Here is a 14,746-nt window from a genome sequence, read left to right on the forward strand (position 1 = left end):
GAGTGCGGCCGGGCGGGGGCGGAGTGTTGCCGGAATCGCGCATGGCGTTATGTGGTCTTCCTCGTCGTCTTGTGAGACGGCTGGGTGGTGGATTTCGTTGTACGGGGTTGCCAGGGCGGGCTGGGCCGCACCGCCTGTGCGAGCTGCGTGGGAGTAGCAGAGGCGGCCGGTCCCGCGCCGAGTTATCCACAGGCTTGAGCGCGGGTGGCGGGATAGCTCGTACGCTGCTGGCATGAGCGAGGTGGAGATGGCTCCCGGGGCCGGGGAAACGGTGGACGACGCCAGTGGCGCGGTGGGCGTGCTGCGGCGCGTATTCGGTTACGACGCATTCCGCGGGGAACAGCAAGCGATCATTGAGCACGTCATAACGGGTGGCGACGCGGTCGTACTGATGCCGACCGGCGGCGGGAAATCCCTCTGCTACCAGATTCCGGCACTGGTGCGGCCCGGGGTCGGAGTGGTGATCTCGCCGCTGATCGCCCTGATGCAGGACCAAGTCGACGCGCTGCGGGCGCTGGGGGTCCGGGCCGGCTTCCTGAACTCCACGCAGGACTTCGACGAGCGGCGGATGGTGGAGGCCGAGTTCCTCTCCGGGGAACTGGATCTGCTGTATCTGGCGCCGGAGCGGCTGCGCGTGGAGCAGACGCTGAGCCTGCTGGACCGGGGCAAGATCTCCCTGTTCGCGATCGACGAGGCGCACTGTGTCGCGCAGTGGGGCCACGACTTCCGGCCGGACTACCTGGCCCTGTCGATGCTGCGCGAGCGGTGGCCCGAGGTGCCGCGGATGGCGCTGACGGCGACGGCCACGGAGGCCACGCACCAGGAGATCACCACGCGGCTGGGTATGGAGAGTGCCCGGCATTTCGTGGCCAGTTTCGACCGGCCGAACATTCAGTACCGCATCGCCGGCAAGAGCGACCCGAAGAAGCAGCTGCTGGAATTGCTGCGCACCGAGCATGCCGGTGACGCCGGAATCGTGTACTGCCTCTCGCGCGCCTCGGTGGAAAAGACCGCCGAATTCCTGGTGCAGAACGGGATCACGGCGCTCCCGTATCACGCGGGCCTGGAAGCGCGGACGCGCGCGGAACACCAGGCGCGTTTTCTGCGGGAGGACGGGGTGGTGGTCGTCGCCACCATCGCGTTCGGGATGGGCATCGACAAGCCGGACGTACGGTTCGTGGCCCACCTCGACCTGCCGAAATCGGTGGAGGGCTATTACCAGGAAACGGGGCGCGCGGGGCGGGACGGCCAGCCGTCCACGGCGTGGCTGGCCTACGGGCTCCAGGACGTGGTCCAGCAGCGCAAGATGATCGACGGGTCGGACGGCGACGACGCCCACCGCAGGCGGCTGTCGGCGCACCTCGACGCGATGCTGGCGCTGTGCGAGACGGTGGAGTGCCGGCGGGTGCGGCTGCTCGCGTACTTCGGGCAGGAGAGCGGCCCGTGCGGGAACTGCGACACGTGTCTGACGCCGCCGCAGACGTGGGACGGCACGGTCCCCGCGCAGAAGCTGCTCTCCACGGTGGTGCGGTTGCAGCGGGAGCGGAAGCAGAAGTTCGGCGCCGGGCAGATCATCGACATCCTGCTGGGGAAGAAGACCGCGAAGGTCATCCAGTTCGATCATGACACGCTGAGCGTCTTCGGGATCGGGAGCGATCTGCGCGAGGCCGAATGGCGGGGCGTGATACGGCAGTTGCTGGCGCAGCGGCTGCTCGCGGTGGAGGGTGACTACGGCACGCTGGTGCTCACCGAGGAGAGCGGTGAGGTGCTGCGGGGGCGGCGCGAGGTGCCGATGCGGCGCGAGCCGGAGAAGACGGCCAAGGCCGCCAAGGCCGCGAAGGCGGCCAAGGGGCGGCGCGCGGCGCCGGTGGACCTGCCGGAGGAGGCCGTGCCGGTCTTCGAGGAGCTGCGGGCCTGGCGGGGACGTACGGCCAAGGAGCAGGGCGTGCCGGCGTACGTGATCTTCCACGACGCCACGCTGCGCGAGATCGCCACGGCCCGCCCGTCGAGCCTGGCCGCGCTCGGCACGGTGAACGGCGTGGGCGAGAACAAGCTGGCGAAGTACGGCGAGCAGATCTTGGAGGTGCTGGCGGGGCAGGGTGCGTCGGCGGCGGGTGGGGCTGCCGCGGGGGCACCGGCCGCTGGGGCACCGGCTTCGGGGGCGGGTACCGCGGGGGCGGCTGCCTCGGGGGCACCGGTTGGGGGCGCGTCGGCCGCAGGTGCGCCTGCGGTGGGGGCGCCGGCCGCCGATGGTTCGGGCTCTGGGTTCATCGATGAGCTGGGCTGGGACGAACCGGACTGGGGGGAGCCGCCGTTCGAGGAGGAGTGACGGGCGGGGGCCCGCACTGCACCGTAGGGGCCGGGGTGGGCCAGTACGGGCCGGGGCGGACCCGTAAGCCCTCAGGTCGGAGCGGGACCGTACGGTCCGGGGCGGCCCGTACGCTCTCAGACCGGGGCGAGCCCGCGCACCAGCCCCGTACGCCCTCAGACCGGGGGCGTACGGTCCGAAGCGGCCCGGAACCGCCCCCACCACACTCCTCACCTCACCCTCACCCCTCCCCCTCACACCCACATCCCCCCATCCACCCGGAGGACCGTCCCGGTGACGTAGGAGGAGCGGTCGCTCAGGAGCCAGGCGGCGGCTTCGGCTATCTCTTCCGGGGCGGCGGGGCGGCCCAGTGGGGTCTGTGCGTTGAGGTGGTCGATGGTGCCGGGGGACTTCTCGTCCCACTCGTGCAGCATTTCGGTGAGCGTGGTGCCGGGCGCGATGGCGTTGACGCGGATGCCCTCCGGGCCGTACGTGACGGCCGCCGATTCGGTGAGGCTGTTGACCGCCCGCTTCGCGGCGCCGTACGCGGGCAGCTGGGGGTTGCCCATCAGGCTGCCGACGCTGGAGGTGTTGACGATGGCCCCGCACCGCGCGGTGGCGCGGATGGCGGCGATCTCCGCGGTCATGGCGAGCCACGGGCCCTTGAGGTTGACGGCGCAGACATGGTCGAAGTCGGCCTCCGACAGCTGGTCCATCGGGCCGGGCGGCTGACCCGTGGCGCCGTTGTTGAAGGCCACGTCGAGCCGGCCGTACAGCTGCACGCACCGGTCGACGGCGGTCCGGACGCTCGTCGGGTCGGCCAGGTCGCACACCACGTAGTCCGCGGTGCCGCCGGCCGCCCGGATCTCCTCCGTCACCGCCTTGAGCTGGTGCTCGGTGCGGGCGGCGAGGAGCACCCGGGCGCCCTCCCGGGCGAACAGCCGCGCCGAGGCGGCGCCGATGCCCCGCCCGGCACCGGTGATGAAGGCGACCTTGTCGGCGAGCAGGCCCACGGCCGCGGTGGACGTGGCGGTGGCGGGCAGAGGGGAAGCGGGCGTGGAAGTGGCGGGCATGGGGGTACCGGGAACGGTCGGTGTGTCGTTCATGCCGACGAGCCTGCGCGGGGGCGCGCCGCTCATCCAGGAACAGGCAGTACCTGGCTGAGCAGCCATCCAGGCACCGCCAGTACCTGGATGGGTGGCGCGCCCCCGCGCACACTGGTCGGGTGGATCGACGAGTACGACAAGAGCTGGGCGGCTTCCTGCGGAGCAGGCGCGAGCGCCTCACGCCCGCCGAGGTGGGGCTGCCCGCCGGGACGCGCCGCCGCACGCCGGGGCTGCGTCGCGAGGAGGTGGCGCGGCTGGCGTACATCTCGACCGAGTACTACGCGCGCCTGGAGCAGGCCCGCGCTCCGCACCCCTCCCGCGAGGTGCTGGCCCAGCTCGCCCGCGCGCTGCGCCTCTCGGACGCCGAACGCGATCACCTCCACCACCTCGCGGGCACCCCGCCCGGTCCCCCGCCCGGCCCTTCGCGGGAGGTGCGGCAGAGCATCGTCGACCTGCTGAAGCGGCTGCCGGAGGCCGCGGCCATCGTGCTGTCGGCGACGTACGAGGTCATCGCCTGGAACGACCTGGCCGCCGCCCTGATGGAGGACTTCTCCGCGCTGCCGCGCCGGGACCGCAACCTCCTCCGGCGCGCCTTCCTCAGCCCGTACGTGGACGGCCGGCGGCTGTACGGCGTCTCGGACGCGGACGAGTTCGCCCGGTCGGCGGCCCGGCACCTGCGTGCCGCCGCGGCCCGCTACCCCAACTCACCGGAGGTGACCGGCCTGGTCGATGAACTCCTCGCCGGGAGCGAGGAGTTCGCCCGGCTCTGGGCCGCCCATGACGTGGCCGCCCGGCCCGCCCTCTGCAAGACGTTCGAGCATCCGCTCGTCGGCCCCGTCACCGTCAGCTGCGACGTCCTGGACATCGCGGACCGGGACCAGCAGGTCGCCATCTACACCGCCGCGCCCGGCTCACCGTCGGAAGAGGCGCTGCGGCTGCTGTCGGTCATCGGGACGCAGCGCATGGACGTACCGGCTACTCCGGGAACGTGAACCCCAGGCGCTCCTCCAGCGCCCGCGCCTGCTCGGGCGTGGCCAGGACCATGATGCTGTCGTAACCGCGGTGCGGTTCGCGCGCGAAGTCGACTTCGCGCCAGGAGCGGGGGTCGTCCTCGTGGGCCGTCACGGCGATGGCCTCGCAGGCCGCGCCCTGGTCGTAGTAGTCGTCCGCGAGGTGGTCGGCGTCGATGGACATGGGCGTGCCGTTCCGTTCGAACGTCAGGGTGTCCATCCGGCCGCCTTCGAAGTCGCCCTCGCCTTCGACGAGCCGCACGTTGGTGATGGCGACCCGGCCGCCCGCGGCCTCGGCGGCGGCCTCCATCAGGTCCGCGTAGTCGTAGTAGATCGAGTCGATGTCGTCGGCGTGGACGGAGACCGCCACACCGAACTCTTCCAGGGCGCTCGCCGCCTCGTAGTGGTCGATCTCCTCGTCCGCGTAGTTGGCGGCCTCTTCGAGGACGCTGCGCATCTTCTCCTCGGTCACCATGCCGATCTCGTGCAGGATCGCCCCGACACGGGTGTAGGTGTACGTATTCGATGAAACGTTCGACATGGAGGTGATCCTGCCAGACGGGGCCGCCGGAGACACCCGGTTCCGGTGACGCGCCCGGCCGCGTCAACTCCGCGACCACTCCCACCCGTTCGGATGCATCGCCGCCCGGAGCACGCCCACCATTCCGTGAATCCCGGCGGAGCGGCGGGGTATGGGGCGAGAGTTGGCACGAGGCCGGACAGCAACATGGGGGACGAATGAGCATTCAGGTCAGGCTGGACGATGCCGAGAGCGACCGGGAGCTGCGGTCGCTGTGCGACTGGCTGGCGGACGATCCCGCGGTCGGCCGCAGCGCGCGGGTCTCGCTGCGGGCGCGCGAGACGCAGCCAGGGAAGATGGGGCTGGGGTTCGAGGCGGTGCAGCTGATCGTGGACAGCGCCTTCCAGCTCAGCAGCCTCGCCATCGCCATCGACGGCTGGCGCAGGGCGTACGCGGCACGCCCCAAGATGACGGTCGAACGCAACGGCGTACGGGTCAGTTTCGCCACGGCGGACACGGACGGCGCGCGGAGCATCCTGCGGGCGCTGGCGGAGCTGGAGCGGCTGGAGGAACCGGCGGAGCCGGAGAGGTCGGCGGAGCCGGAAAGGTCGGCGGAGCCGGAAAGGTCGGCGGAGCCGGAGGAATCAGAGGTGCCGGACGAGCCGGAGCCGCACCAGTCGCCGGGCGGGAACCGGAGCCCGGACGCGAACCAGAACCCGGACACGAACCCGAACCCGGACACGAACCAGAACCCGAGCCCAGCCCCGGCCACCACCCCCCGCCCCAGGAACTGACCCATGACAGACAACGGAGGCTATCCCGACCCGGTGTTCAACCCCGCGGAGTCGGCCTGCGTGATCATCGGCGTCGATTCGTACACCAGCCTGCCGCAGCTGCCCGCCGTGCGGAACAACCTCAAGGCGCTCCGGGCCGCACTGACCGACCGGACCATCGGGGGCATGCCGAAGCGGAACTGCCGGGTGGTGCTCAACCCGCGGACGATCACCGCCGCGTTGCGGCCGGTCGAGCAGGCGGTGCACACCGCGAAGGACACGCTGATCGTCTACTACGCCGGGCACGGCTTCCTCGACTCCAAACAGGAGGGGCTGTATCTCACGCTGCCCGGTACGGAGGCCGGAAAGCTGCACAGCGGCATCCCGTACGCCTGGCTGCGCAGCGTACTCGGCACCCGTACGCCGCCCAGGCTCCGCATCGTCATCCTCGACTGCTGCTACAGCGGCAGCGTGATCAAGGGGATGTCCGCCGGGACGATGGCGGGTGGCGCCATGTCCACCGCGGCGGCCACGCAGCTGGCGTCCAGCCGGCTCGGTGAGGCCCTGTTCGAGGGCATGGACAGCATGGAGGGCGTCTCGTACCTGCTCACCTCGACGCCGTGGAACGTCGAGGCGCTGGCTCCTGAGGGCGAGGAGTACACGGCGTTCACCGGGGAGTTCCTGCGGGTGCTGCGGGAGGGCATTCCGGGGGCGCAGGCAACTGGCCGGGTCCCGGAGGCCGCGTCCCCGGAGCCTGATGAGCCACCGGACGCGAACGGGCCGGACACCCACCTCACCCTGGAAGCCATCTACCGCGAAGTCCGCCGCGCGCTGCGGGCGAAGAACCGGCCGCTGCCCCAGCAGCAGAGCCAGAACAGCATCGAGAAGCTGCCGTTCGTACGGAACCGGGCGGCGCGGCCCGTACCCCAGGTACCGCAGGGCGGTCAGGCCGCGACCGCAGGGGCGGGCGGTCCGGGGGACGGTGCGACGGACCGGGAACGGGAACGGGAACTGGAGCGGCAGCGGGAGGAGGAAGAGCGGGAGGCGAGGAAGCGCAGGACCCGCCGCCGGGGGCTGGTCGCCTCCCTGTGTGTGGCGGCCGTCGCCGTACCGTCCTTCGTGTGGTGGCAGTCCCGGGACGAGGAGCCGTCCTCCGGCGACTGTTCCGACGACGTGGCGCTGATCGGCCACAGCGACGCCCTCGACGGTGTCGAGTACGAGGCCGCCGTACCGGTCGACGGGCTGTCCGGCCTGGCGATGTCCGGCCCGTCCCGCGCCTGGGCGCTGGCCGACAACCCGCCCGGCCGGATCTTCGGACTGGACCTCGGCACCACCGGCGCCTCCCCGCCCGCCGCCCGCGCCGTCGACATGCGCACCCTCCACCCCACCGGCGGCGGCCGTTTCGACGGCGAGGGCCTGGTCCTGGAGCAGGGCGGGCGCACCGTACTGGTCGCCTCGGAGGCGGGCCCGTCCATCCGCAGGTTCCGGGTGTCGGACGGCGCGGAGCTGGGCCGTATCGAGCTGCCGCACAACCTCGTCAGGTGGGCGGGGCCGGAGAACCTGGAAGCGCTGGGCGCGTCCCCGGACGGGCGGTATCTGTACGCGGGCCTGGAGGCGCCGCTCTTTCGCGACGGCAAGGCGCGCGGCCGCGGCCTGCTGCGCATCCAGCGCTTCAAGGGGACGCCCGGCGGCAGGTACGTACCGGACAGGCAGTACGCCTACCAGTCGGCGGCCGGGCTGCGCGTGTCGGAGCTGGTGGCGCTGGGCGGCGACCGGCTGCTGGTCCTGGAGACCAATCACGCCGAGGGCCAGGGCAACGCGGTGCGGATCTTCGGCGCCGATCTGAGCCGGGCGAAGGACGTGTCCAAGGTCGAGTCGTTGCAGTCCGAGCCGGTCGACGCGTTCGCGAAGAAGTGGGAGCCCGTCGATCTTGTGACGTGCCCGAGGGGTGGTTCGGCCGCCGCGCAGCCGCAGTTGAACCCGCTGCTGGAGAACGCGGAGGGGATGGCGCTCGGCACCGCCCCGCTGGCCTCGGGCCCGTACAAGGGGCGGCTGCCGCTGTTCCTCGTCTCGGACAACAACAACAGCCCGCACCAGATCACCCGGGTGTACGCCCTCGCTGTCCGGGTGGGCCGGCCGGCGGCCGGGTAGGCGACGCGGCGGGCGGCTCCTCCGGCGGCGGCGTAAGGCGGAGCACGGCCCGCGCGCCGCCGTCCGGCGCGTTGGTGAAGCTCAGCCCGATGCCCAGGACGGCCGCTTGCCCGACCGCGATGGTCAGGCCGAGGCCGTGGCCCTTGCCTCGGCCGGGCGCGTCGGTACGGAAGCGCTGCGGGCCGCGGTGCAGCAGCGCGTCCGGGAAGCCGGGGCCGTGGTCGCGTACTTCCACGACGGGGACCGCGGCATGCCCGTCGCCGTACGCCACCTCATTTTCGGCCCTCTCGGCCCTCTCGCCCTCGGCTGCCGCGACAGACGCCCCGCCCGGTACGTCCACCGTCACCACCACCGGCGGCTCCCCGTGCCGGTGCGCGTTGAGGACGAGGTTGCACAGGATGCGGTCCAGCCGGCGGCGGTCCGTCCGTACGACCGCTTCGCGCACGACCCGTACCTCGGTGTCGAACCCCATGCCCCGCACCGAACTGCGGACCAGTGCGCCCAGCTCGTACGAGGCCAGGTCGGCGCGTTCGGCGCCGGAGTCGAGGCGGGAGATCTCCAGCAGGTCCTCGGTGAGCCGGCGCAGCGCCCGCAGCCGGTCGTTGATCATCTCCTTGGGGCGGCCCTCGGGCAGCAGCTCGGCCGAGGCGAGGATGCCGGTCAGCGGGGTGCGCAGCTCATGGGCGACATCGGCGGTGAAGCGCTGCTCGGCCTGGAGGCGGCCCTGGAGCGAACCGGCCACCGAGTCCAGCGCCGCGGCCACCGCCGCCACCTCGTCCTGCGGCGCGGGCCGGCGCCGCCCCCGGCCCTCGTCGCCGACCCGCGCGTCCAGGTCCCCGGCCGTGATACGGCGGGCGACGGCGGCCGTCGTACCCAGCCGCCGGCTGATGCGGTGGGCGAGGAACAGCCCGGCGAGGGCGACGGCGGTGGCGGCGAGCACGGCCGAGCCGAAGATCGCCGTATCCAGGTTCTCCAGGGAGCGGCGGGTGTTCTCGTACGGGGACCAGACCGCCATGACCTGGTCACCGGCCGGCGCCGCCGCCCACATGACGCGCTTGCCCTGATACGTGCCGACCATGCTGCCGCGCCGGTCGTGGTGCACCGACGTGCGGAGTTCCGGCGGCAGTTCGGCGGGGTCGAGCACGGAGTTCAGCCCTTCGCGGGACGTGCCGTACTCGTACAGCTCCAGCGCCTCGTCGAGGTCGGCCAGCGTCTCCTTGTGCACCTGGCCGACGGTCTGGCGGGCGACGGCGTTGTGGACGAGCACGCCCAGGACGGCGGCCACGGCGCAGCACACCGCCGTGACGGTCAGCGCGATCTTCCAGCGGAGGGAGAGGGCCGGGCGGGTCACAGCCGGTCTCCGGGGGAGGGCGGGGGTGTGCTGGAGGCCGGCGAAGGGCTCGGCGGCGGGCTCTTCGACGGGCTTGTCGATGGTCCGGGCGACGGTCCGGGCGATGGGCTCTTCGGCGGGCCGGGGGCCGTGGTGGGCAGCGGGTTCTGCGGGGTCCGGTAGTCGTCCAGGGTGAGGTCCCACAGGCCCATCCGGCCGCCGTCCCAGACGTAGTCGGTGACGCTGACGTAGCGCGGGTCCTTGGTGGGCTCGCGTACGGAGAGGTGCCCGGCGGCCAGTTCGACGCCCGCGAGCACGGCGCGCAGGGCGAGGACGCGGGTCACCACGGCGTTCCGGACGCTGTAGACGCGCAGTTCACTGGTGCGCCCGTCCAGGTCGACGGCGCTGATCAGGTCGGGCCGCCCGTCGTCGGTGAGATCGTGGTACGCCGGGCTGCGTACGGCGTCCGCGGCGGGCGGCCGTCCCCCGTCCGCCACGTGGTCCGCGCGGACGACGGCCGCCGGGTCGGTGTCCTTCATGTCGCCGGAGGGGACCCGGGCGACGCCCGGCACGGCGCGCTGGTCGCCGGGGTCCTCCTCCCGGACGCGCGGCGAGGGCGACCGGTCCGCCCACAGGGCGTGCGGCGCCTTCACGTTCCGCGCGCGCCCGTCGTCGTGCAGGCCCGTGAAATTCGCGCAGCCCGCCGCCAGGGCGAGCGGCAGCGGCGCCACGAGCGGCACCACCACCGAGAGCATCCGGCGCCGCACGGCCCACCACCACCTTTCCCGCCACGGGAGCCCGCACGGGGCGTTCCCCGGTACGGACACGCTTCCTCGGTACGGACACATCTGCACGTAACGAGACAAAGTTACCCATAGTGGGGGCGTGAGGACGGTCGGTCACGCCCGTGCCCGTGACATCACTGCCCGCAGAGCGGGTCCAGGCTGTTACACAACCTACGGATCGCCGTGAAACACGCCTCGTAGATTGATCTCTGCCAGCACGACGCGGGCACGACGCAGCAGCAGATCCACGCACGACGAACCCAGCAGACCTAAGGCGGCCGGAAACCGCCTCGACGAGGAGCAGTCCCATGCGGGCCAAGCGCCACTCCGTGATCCGTACCGCCGCCGTCGCGACCGGTGTCGCAGCCGTTCTGGTCCTCCCGGCGAGCGGCGCGTTCGCCGCCGACGCCTCCGACGCCGGCGCCTCGCACACCTCCGGCACCACCGTTTCGCACGCGATGGGCCGCAAGTCCGCCGTACTCCCGGAGGACGGCATCGTCGGGATCGCCGAGCGGATCGGCCAGCTCCCGACGGGCGGACTCGTGGGCGCGGCCGGTGCGCTGGGCGCGGCGGGCGTGGGCCTCACGGTGCACCGGCGGCGGCAGACGCAGCAGGGCTGAGCCCGCCCGACCGTTCATTCCGGGACCGCCAGCCGCTGCACCTCCCCGTAACCGGGCACCCCGGCACCGTCCTGGCCCGGCTGGTCCGCCCGTACGGACCCGGCCAGCCCGACCGCCGCGTGCAGCGCCGAACGGAACAGCAGCGAACCGGTGCTGACGCGCCGTACGCCCAGGTCCGCCAAGCGGCCGAGGCGGAGGCGGCCCGGCGCGTACAGGATGTTCAGCGGTGCCGGGATCGCCGCGACGAGCGTGGCGATGGCCCGCTCGTCGGCGACCCCCGGTACGAAGATTCCGTCCGCCCCGGCCTCCAGATACGTTTCGGCACGGCCCAGCGTCTCGTCCAGCGGCCGCGCGGCGGGGTCCACCACGAGCCAGTGGGTATCGATACGGGCGTTGACATAGAGCCCCGGCGCGCTCGCCTTGACGGCGCGGATCAACTCGGCCTGCTGCCCGGCCGGGACCAGCGGGCCGTCCCCCGCGCGCCCCGGCAGCCCGTCCTCCAGGTTGACGCCGGAAGCACCCGCCCCGGCCAACTCGCGCGCCAGCTCCCCCACTTCCTCGGGACCGCCACCGAAACCGCCCTCGATGTCCACCGTGTACGGGCAGGCCAGACGGCTGCCCAGCCGTCGCGCGAGGGCGAGCGTGGCGTCCCGTACGAGGGCCGAACCCTGCCCGTCGGGCTCACCGAGGGCGGCGGCGACGCCCAGGCTCGTGGTGCCGATCGCGGCGAAGCCCGCGGCGGCGAGGGCGACGGCCGAGGCGGCGTCCCAGGCGTTGGGGAGCAGGAGCGGGGCGTCGCGGTGGTGGAGGGCGTGGAAGGTACGGGTCAGGGCCGTACGGTCGACGCTCACAGGTGCGCCGGTCTCCGCGCTCGCCGACTTGTCCGTCTGCGCACTCGTCGGCGTGCTCGTCTCCGTGCTCATGCGCACGTCACCTCCAGCCGCACCGGCACCCGCAGATTCGCGGACGGCTCGTACGCGAGATCCGGCCGGACGAGGCGGCAGCCGCGTACGAGCAGCGCGTCCAGCACTCCGGCCGCGAGCGCCCGGGCGTGGGCGCGCCCGGGGCAGGCGTGCGGGCCGGCGCCGAAGGCGAGCGATCCGTCCTCCGTGAGGAGGGCGATCCGTACTGGATCACCGCCGTGCGCAGGGGCCCGGAAGGTGCCCCGTACGGGCGGGTCGGTGCTCAGTGTTTGGTCGAGCCAGGCGGTGACGGTATCGGCAGCGGACCCGGCGGAACCCTCCGGTGTATCCCCCGTACCTCCTGTGCCCTCTGTACCCCCTGTATCTCCTGTGTCTCCTGACAGCATTCGATGCGCCGCGTTGCCGATCAGTCCCGCCGTTGCGTCGTACGCCTGCACCAGCAGCCCGATCCGGGCCGCTGTGGCCTCGTCCCAGGTACCGCCGCACACCGTTACGAGCCGGGCGAGGGCGCGGTCGGCGGCCGGGACGGTCACGCCGTGCGCGTGGTACGCACCGGCGACGTGCCCGACCAGCCCGGCTGTCTCCGCCGTGACCGGCAGCCCGACGAAATCGGCAAGCACTTCGACGGGCACGACGCGCGCCACAAGCGCCATCACGTCCACCGTCCCCGGCCCCACCCCTTCCAGCAACGCTTCCGTCCGTACGCGTGCGGCGTCGCGCAGCGCGTCGGCCGCGTCCTCGCCGCCGAGCGGGCCGACCGCCAGCGCCCGGCGCCGTACGTGCGCCTCCCCGCTGCTGAAGCGGGCGACCCGCGCCCGCAGCCAGGCCATCCCGCCCTCCGGTACGTCCTGGGGCACCGGCGGCACCACCCAGTCCGGGTCGGTGAGCGCGCCCGGGCCCACCTCTGCTTGTGTGTCATCCGAGGTCCGCATGGCTGGACCGTAGGACCGGATCGTTTCGGGCCCGGCCGAAACGTGACCGCGCACAATGAACCCATGACCACACAGGCACGGGCACAGGAACGGTCACCAGCGCCATCGGACGCGGGCGCGGCCCACAGCGCCGGGCTGGCGCGCCTCGCGGGCCTGCTCGCGGACCGTACCCGGGCCGCCTTCTGCCTGGCCCTGCTGGACGGGCGGGCCTGGACGGCGGGCGAGCTGGCCGCGTACGCGCGGGTGGCGCCGTCCAGCGCGAGCGAGCACCTGACGCGGCTGACCGAGGGCGGGCTGCTGGTGGAGCGGCGCCAGGGCCGCCACCGTTACGTGCAGCTGGCGAGCCCCCGCGTCGCCGAACTGCTCGAAGTTCTCACCGCGCACCTCGACCCGCCCGCCGCCCCGCCGCGCGGGCTGCGCGCCGTCAACGCCTCGGCCGCGCTGGCCCGCGGGCGTACGTGTTACGACCACTTGGCCGGGCGCCTGGGCGTGGCCCTCACCGACGCGATGACCGAACGCGGCCTGCTCGACCAGGACAGCGGCTTCGCGCTCACCGGCACGGGCCGGACGTGGTTCACCGAAGCCCTCGGCACCGACGCCGCCGCACTGCGCGCGGGCCGCCGCCCGACGGCCCGCGGCTGCCTGGACTGGACCGAGCGGCGACAGCACCTGGCAGGCGTCGCGGGCGCCCGCCTGTGTACGGAGCTGCTGGAGCGGGCGTGGGTACGGCGCATCGGCAGCGGCCGTGCCGTACGGCTGACGCCGGCGGGCGCGGAGGCCCTGGGCGACCTGCTGGGGCTGGACGCGGAGGCGGCGGCGCTTCTGTAAGGCAGCACCCCTGTAAGGGAGCACCCCCGCAAGGGAGCACCCCTGTAAGGCGACGCTCCTGTAGGGCAGCGCTTCTGCAAGAAGCCCCTCAGCAATACCCCGGCCGCGCATACAACGTCACCCGCGCCCCCGTGAGCTCCCGCGTCGCGCAGACCTGGAAGGCGGTGCGCAAGGCCGTCCGCTTGGCGATCTCCTGGTCGGTGTCGTCGAGCGGCTGGCCCTTCGCGTCGCCGACCGCGACGATGCGGCGGGTCTGCATCATGTGCTCCTGTATGCGGTCGCCGGTCAGCTCCGTGCCGTACAGGGTGTGCGAGGCGACCGGGCTGCGGTCGAGGGCCAGGTCCCGCAGGCGGTGGAATTCGTGCGGGTCGGCCGCCGCCCACACCCGCCGCCGGGAGGGCAGGAACAGCAGCCCGTCGCCCGGTGACGACAGCTCCTCGACGGCGCGGGTCACCGCGATCGCGTCGTCCGTGCGGCTCTGCGGGCTGCGCAGAAAGACGTTGACGGGGATGAGCAGCGCCGGCACCAGGGCCAGCGCCACCGACCGGTACACCAGCCGGCGCCGGGTCTGGCCGCGCCGGCCGGCCGGCCGCAGCACCCAGTCGAGCGCGGCGCCCGCCAGGAGGGCGAAGCCGGCCACGTAATACAGGACGTAACGGTCCACGTACATCGGCTTGAGCTGGGAGAGCAGCACCAGCAGCGCCGTGGGCAGCACCAGCAGCGGCAGCGCGACCGGCCGCAGCCGCAGCCGCTGGACGCCCGCACGGGCGACCGGGGCGCGGGAGCAGAGCAGGCCGCCCAGCACCAGGGCGATGAACGTGCCGAGCTGGACGGGGTTGGGCCATTGCAGCCAGCTGAGCTGTTCCGACTGCCCCATGCTGAACAGCGCCATCGGGACGAGTGCGGCGACCACCGCGCCCGCCACCACGCACCAGGCCCGACGGACGGCACGCGGCAGGCCGGACAGGACGACGGCGGCGCCGTGCGCGGGCAGGGCCAGTACGGCGAATTCGTGCATCAGGCAGGCGGCCAGCGACAGCGCCCCATAGCCCGCCCACAGGCGCCTGCCCGGACGGGCGGCGACCCGCGCCAGCAGGTACGTGGACCACACCACCAGCGCGCAGACCATCGCGTAGGAGCGGCCCTCCTGCGCGTACTGCTGCACCATCGGCAGCAGGACGAAGACCAGCCCCGCGAAGAGCCCCGCCCGCCGCCCCGCCAGCTGCCTGCCCAGCAGCGCGACACCGGCGGCGGCCGCCGCCATCGCGACCACGGACGGCAGCCGCAGGGCCACCACACCCCCGTCGAAGACGAAGAACCAGCCGCGCATGAGGACGTAGTAGAGGCCGTGCACCGCATCCACGGTCCGGAGCGTCGGCCACAGCTCCGCCAGGGTCCGGTGCGCCATGTCATACGTGACCGCCTCGTCACGCCACATACTCCCCTGGCGCCGGATACCC

Annotated in this window: 13 protein-coding genes; 6 read left to right on the plus strand and 7 right to left on the minus strand. The window is 73.0% G+C overall.

The features are described 5' to 3' along the window. Positions 1–247: 247 nt before the first annotated feature. A complete protein-coding gene (gene recQ, locus ADK86_RS02200; protein WP_107088397.1) occupies positions 248–2,329 on the plus strand; it encodes a DNA helicase RecQ in 2,082 nt (693 codons plus the stop codon). A gap of 233 nt (positions 2,330–2,562) precedes the next feature. Here the strand turns inward: recQ and ADK86_RS02205 are convergent, their stop codons facing one another. Continuing rightward, positions 2,563–3,381 (minus strand): SDR family NAD(P)-dependent oxidoreductase, encoded by an 819-nt coding sequence (locus ADK86_RS02205; RefSeq protein WP_053695016.1) that lies wholly within the window; start codon positions 3,379–3,381, stop codon positions 2,563–2,565. A 152-nt stretch (positions 3,382–3,533) separates the two neighbouring features. Between ADK86_RS02205 and ADK86_RS02210 the strand changes: the two genes are divergently transcribed. Next, positions 3,534–4,406, plus strand: coding sequence for a helix-turn-helix transcriptional regulator (locus tag ADK86_RS02210; RefSeq protein WP_053695001.1), 873 nt, complete (start codon positions 3,534–3,536; stop codon positions 4,404–4,406). On the opposite strand, the gene ADK86_RS02215 is transcribed toward ADK86_RS02210, so the two are convergent. Further along, positions 4,390–4,965: a hypothetical protein gene (locus ADK86_RS02215; RefSeq protein WP_053695002.1), complete on the minus strand. Its 576-nt coding sequence runs from the start codon at positions 4,963–4,965 to the stop codon at positions 4,390–4,392. The two genes, ADK86_RS02210 and ADK86_RS02215, sit on opposite strands and share 17 nt — an antisense overlap. A 197-nt stretch (positions 4,966–5,162) precedes the next feature. Here ADK86_RS02215 and ADK86_RS42945 point away from each other — a divergent pair, with 197 nt between their 5' ends. Together ADK86_RS42945 and ADK86_RS40375 are read left to right on the plus strand one after the other, a co-directional pair. Then, positions 5,163–5,738, plus strand: a complete 576-nt coding sequence (locus ADK86_RS42945; protein WP_053695003.1) for an effector-associated constant component EACC1 — start codon at positions 5,163–5,165, stop codon at positions 5,736–5,738. A gap of 3 nt (positions 5,739–5,741) precedes the next feature. After that, a complete protein-coding gene (locus ADK86_RS40375; RefSeq protein ID WP_053695004.1) occupies positions 5,742–7,868 on the plus strand; it encodes an esterase-like activity of phytase family protein in 2,127 nt (708 codons plus the stop codon). On the opposite strand, the gene ADK86_RS02230 is transcribed toward ADK86_RS40375, so the two are convergent. Both ADK86_RS02230 and ADK86_RS02235 read right to left on the minus strand, forming a co-directional pair. Continuing rightward, positions 7,816–9,219, minus strand: coding sequence for a sensor histidine kinase (locus ADK86_RS02230; RefSeq protein ID WP_053695005.1), 1,404 nt, complete (start codon positions 9,217–9,219; stop codon positions 7,816–7,818). The genes ADK86_RS40375 and ADK86_RS02230 overlap by 53 nt on opposite strands. Continuing rightward, positions 9,216–9,965, minus strand: coding sequence for a hypothetical protein (locus ADK86_RS02235; RefSeq protein WP_078951717.1), 750 nt, complete (start codon positions 9,963–9,965; stop codon positions 9,216–9,218). Before ADK86_RS02235 ends, ADK86_RS02230 begins: the two co-directional genes overlap by 4 nt. Before the next feature lie 326 nt (positions 9,966–10,291). Between ADK86_RS02235 and ADK86_RS02240 the strand changes: the two genes are divergently transcribed. Further along, positions 10,292–10,603, plus strand: coding sequence for a hypothetical protein (locus tag ADK86_RS02240; protein ID WP_053695006.1), 312 nt, complete (start codon positions 10,292–10,294; stop codon positions 10,601–10,603). A 14-nt stretch (positions 10,604–10,617) separates the two neighbouring features. Here ADK86_RS02240 and ADK86_RS02245 read toward each other — a convergent pair whose 3' ends face one another. Next, on the minus strand, positions 10,618–11,526 hold the full coding sequence (locus tag ADK86_RS02245) for an isocitrate lyase/PEP mutase family protein (RefSeq protein ID WP_053695017.1): 909 nt from the start codon (positions 11,524–11,526) through the stop codon (positions 10,618–10,620). Further along, positions 11,523–12,458, minus strand: a complete 936-nt coding sequence (locus tag ADK86_RS02250; protein WP_199834334.1) for a hypothetical protein — start codon at positions 12,456–12,458, stop codon at positions 11,523–11,525. Before ADK86_RS02250 ends, ADK86_RS02245 begins: the two co-directional genes overlap by 4 nt. A gap of 63 nt (positions 12,459–12,521) precedes the next feature. On the opposite strand from ADK86_RS02250, the gene ADK86_RS02255 reads away from it, so the two are divergent. Beyond that, on the plus strand, positions 12,522–13,286 hold the full coding sequence (locus ADK86_RS02255) for an ArsR/SmtB family transcription factor (protein WP_234345653.1): 765 nt from the start codon (positions 12,522–12,524) through the stop codon (positions 13,284–13,286). Positions 13,287–13,374: 88 nt separating this feature from the next. Here ADK86_RS02255 and ADK86_RS02260 read toward each other — a convergent pair whose 3' ends face one another. Next, entirely contained in the window at positions 13,375–14,694 is a 1,320-nt protein-coding gene (locus ADK86_RS02260) for a glycosyltransferase family 39 protein (RefSeq protein WP_234345654.1), read from the minus strand. Positions 14,695–14,746 lie beyond the last annotated feature (52 nt).

This window comes from Streptomyces sp. NRRL F-5755 (assembly GCF_001279365.1).
Taxonomy (GTDB): domain Bacteria; phylum Actinomycetota; class Actinomycetes; order Streptomycetales; family Streptomycetaceae; genus Streptomyces; species Streptomyces rimosus.

Excerpts from the sequence above, each read along its gene's own strand:
- ADK86_RS02205 (WP_053695016.1), bottom strand. The coding sequence starts at position 3,381 with ATGCCCGCCACTTCCACGCCCGCTTCCCCTCTGCCCGCCACCGCCACG.
- ADK86_RS02260 (WP_234345654.1), bottom strand. The coding sequence starts at position 14,694 with ATGGCGCACCGGACCCTGGCGGAGCTGTGGCCGACGCTCCGGACCGTG.
- ADK86_RS02240 (WP_053695006.1), top strand. The coding sequence starts at position 10,292 with ATGCGGGCCAAGCGCCACTCCGTGATCCGTACCGCCGCCGTCGCGACC.
- ADK86_RS02255 (WP_234345653.1), top strand. The coding sequence starts at position 12,522 with ATGACCACACAGGCACGGGCACAGGAACGGTCACCAGCGCCATCGGAC.
- recQ (WP_107088397.1), top strand. The coding sequence starts at position 248 with ATGGCTCCCGGGGCCGGGGAAACGGTGGACGACGCCAGTGGCGCGGTG.
- ADK86_RS42945 (WP_053695003.1), top strand. The coding sequence starts at position 5,163 with ATGAGCATTCAGGTCAGGCTGGACGATGCCGAGAGCGACCGGGAGCTG.
- ADK86_RS40375 (WP_053695004.1), top strand. The coding sequence starts at position 5,742 with ATGACAGACAACGGAGGCTATCCCGACCCGGTGTTCAACCCCGCGGAG.
- ADK86_RS02215 (WP_053695002.1), bottom strand. The coding sequence starts at position 4,965 with ATGTCGAACGTTTCATCGAATACGTACACCTACACCCGTGTCGGGGCG.
- ADK86_RS02250 (WP_199834334.1), bottom strand. The coding sequence starts at position 12,458 with ATGCGGACCTCGGATGACACACAAGCAGAGGTGGGCCCGGGCGCGCTC.
- ADK86_RS02245 (WP_053695017.1), bottom strand. The coding sequence starts at position 11,526 with ATGAGCACGGAGACGAGCACGCCGACGAGTGCGCAGACGGACAAGTCG.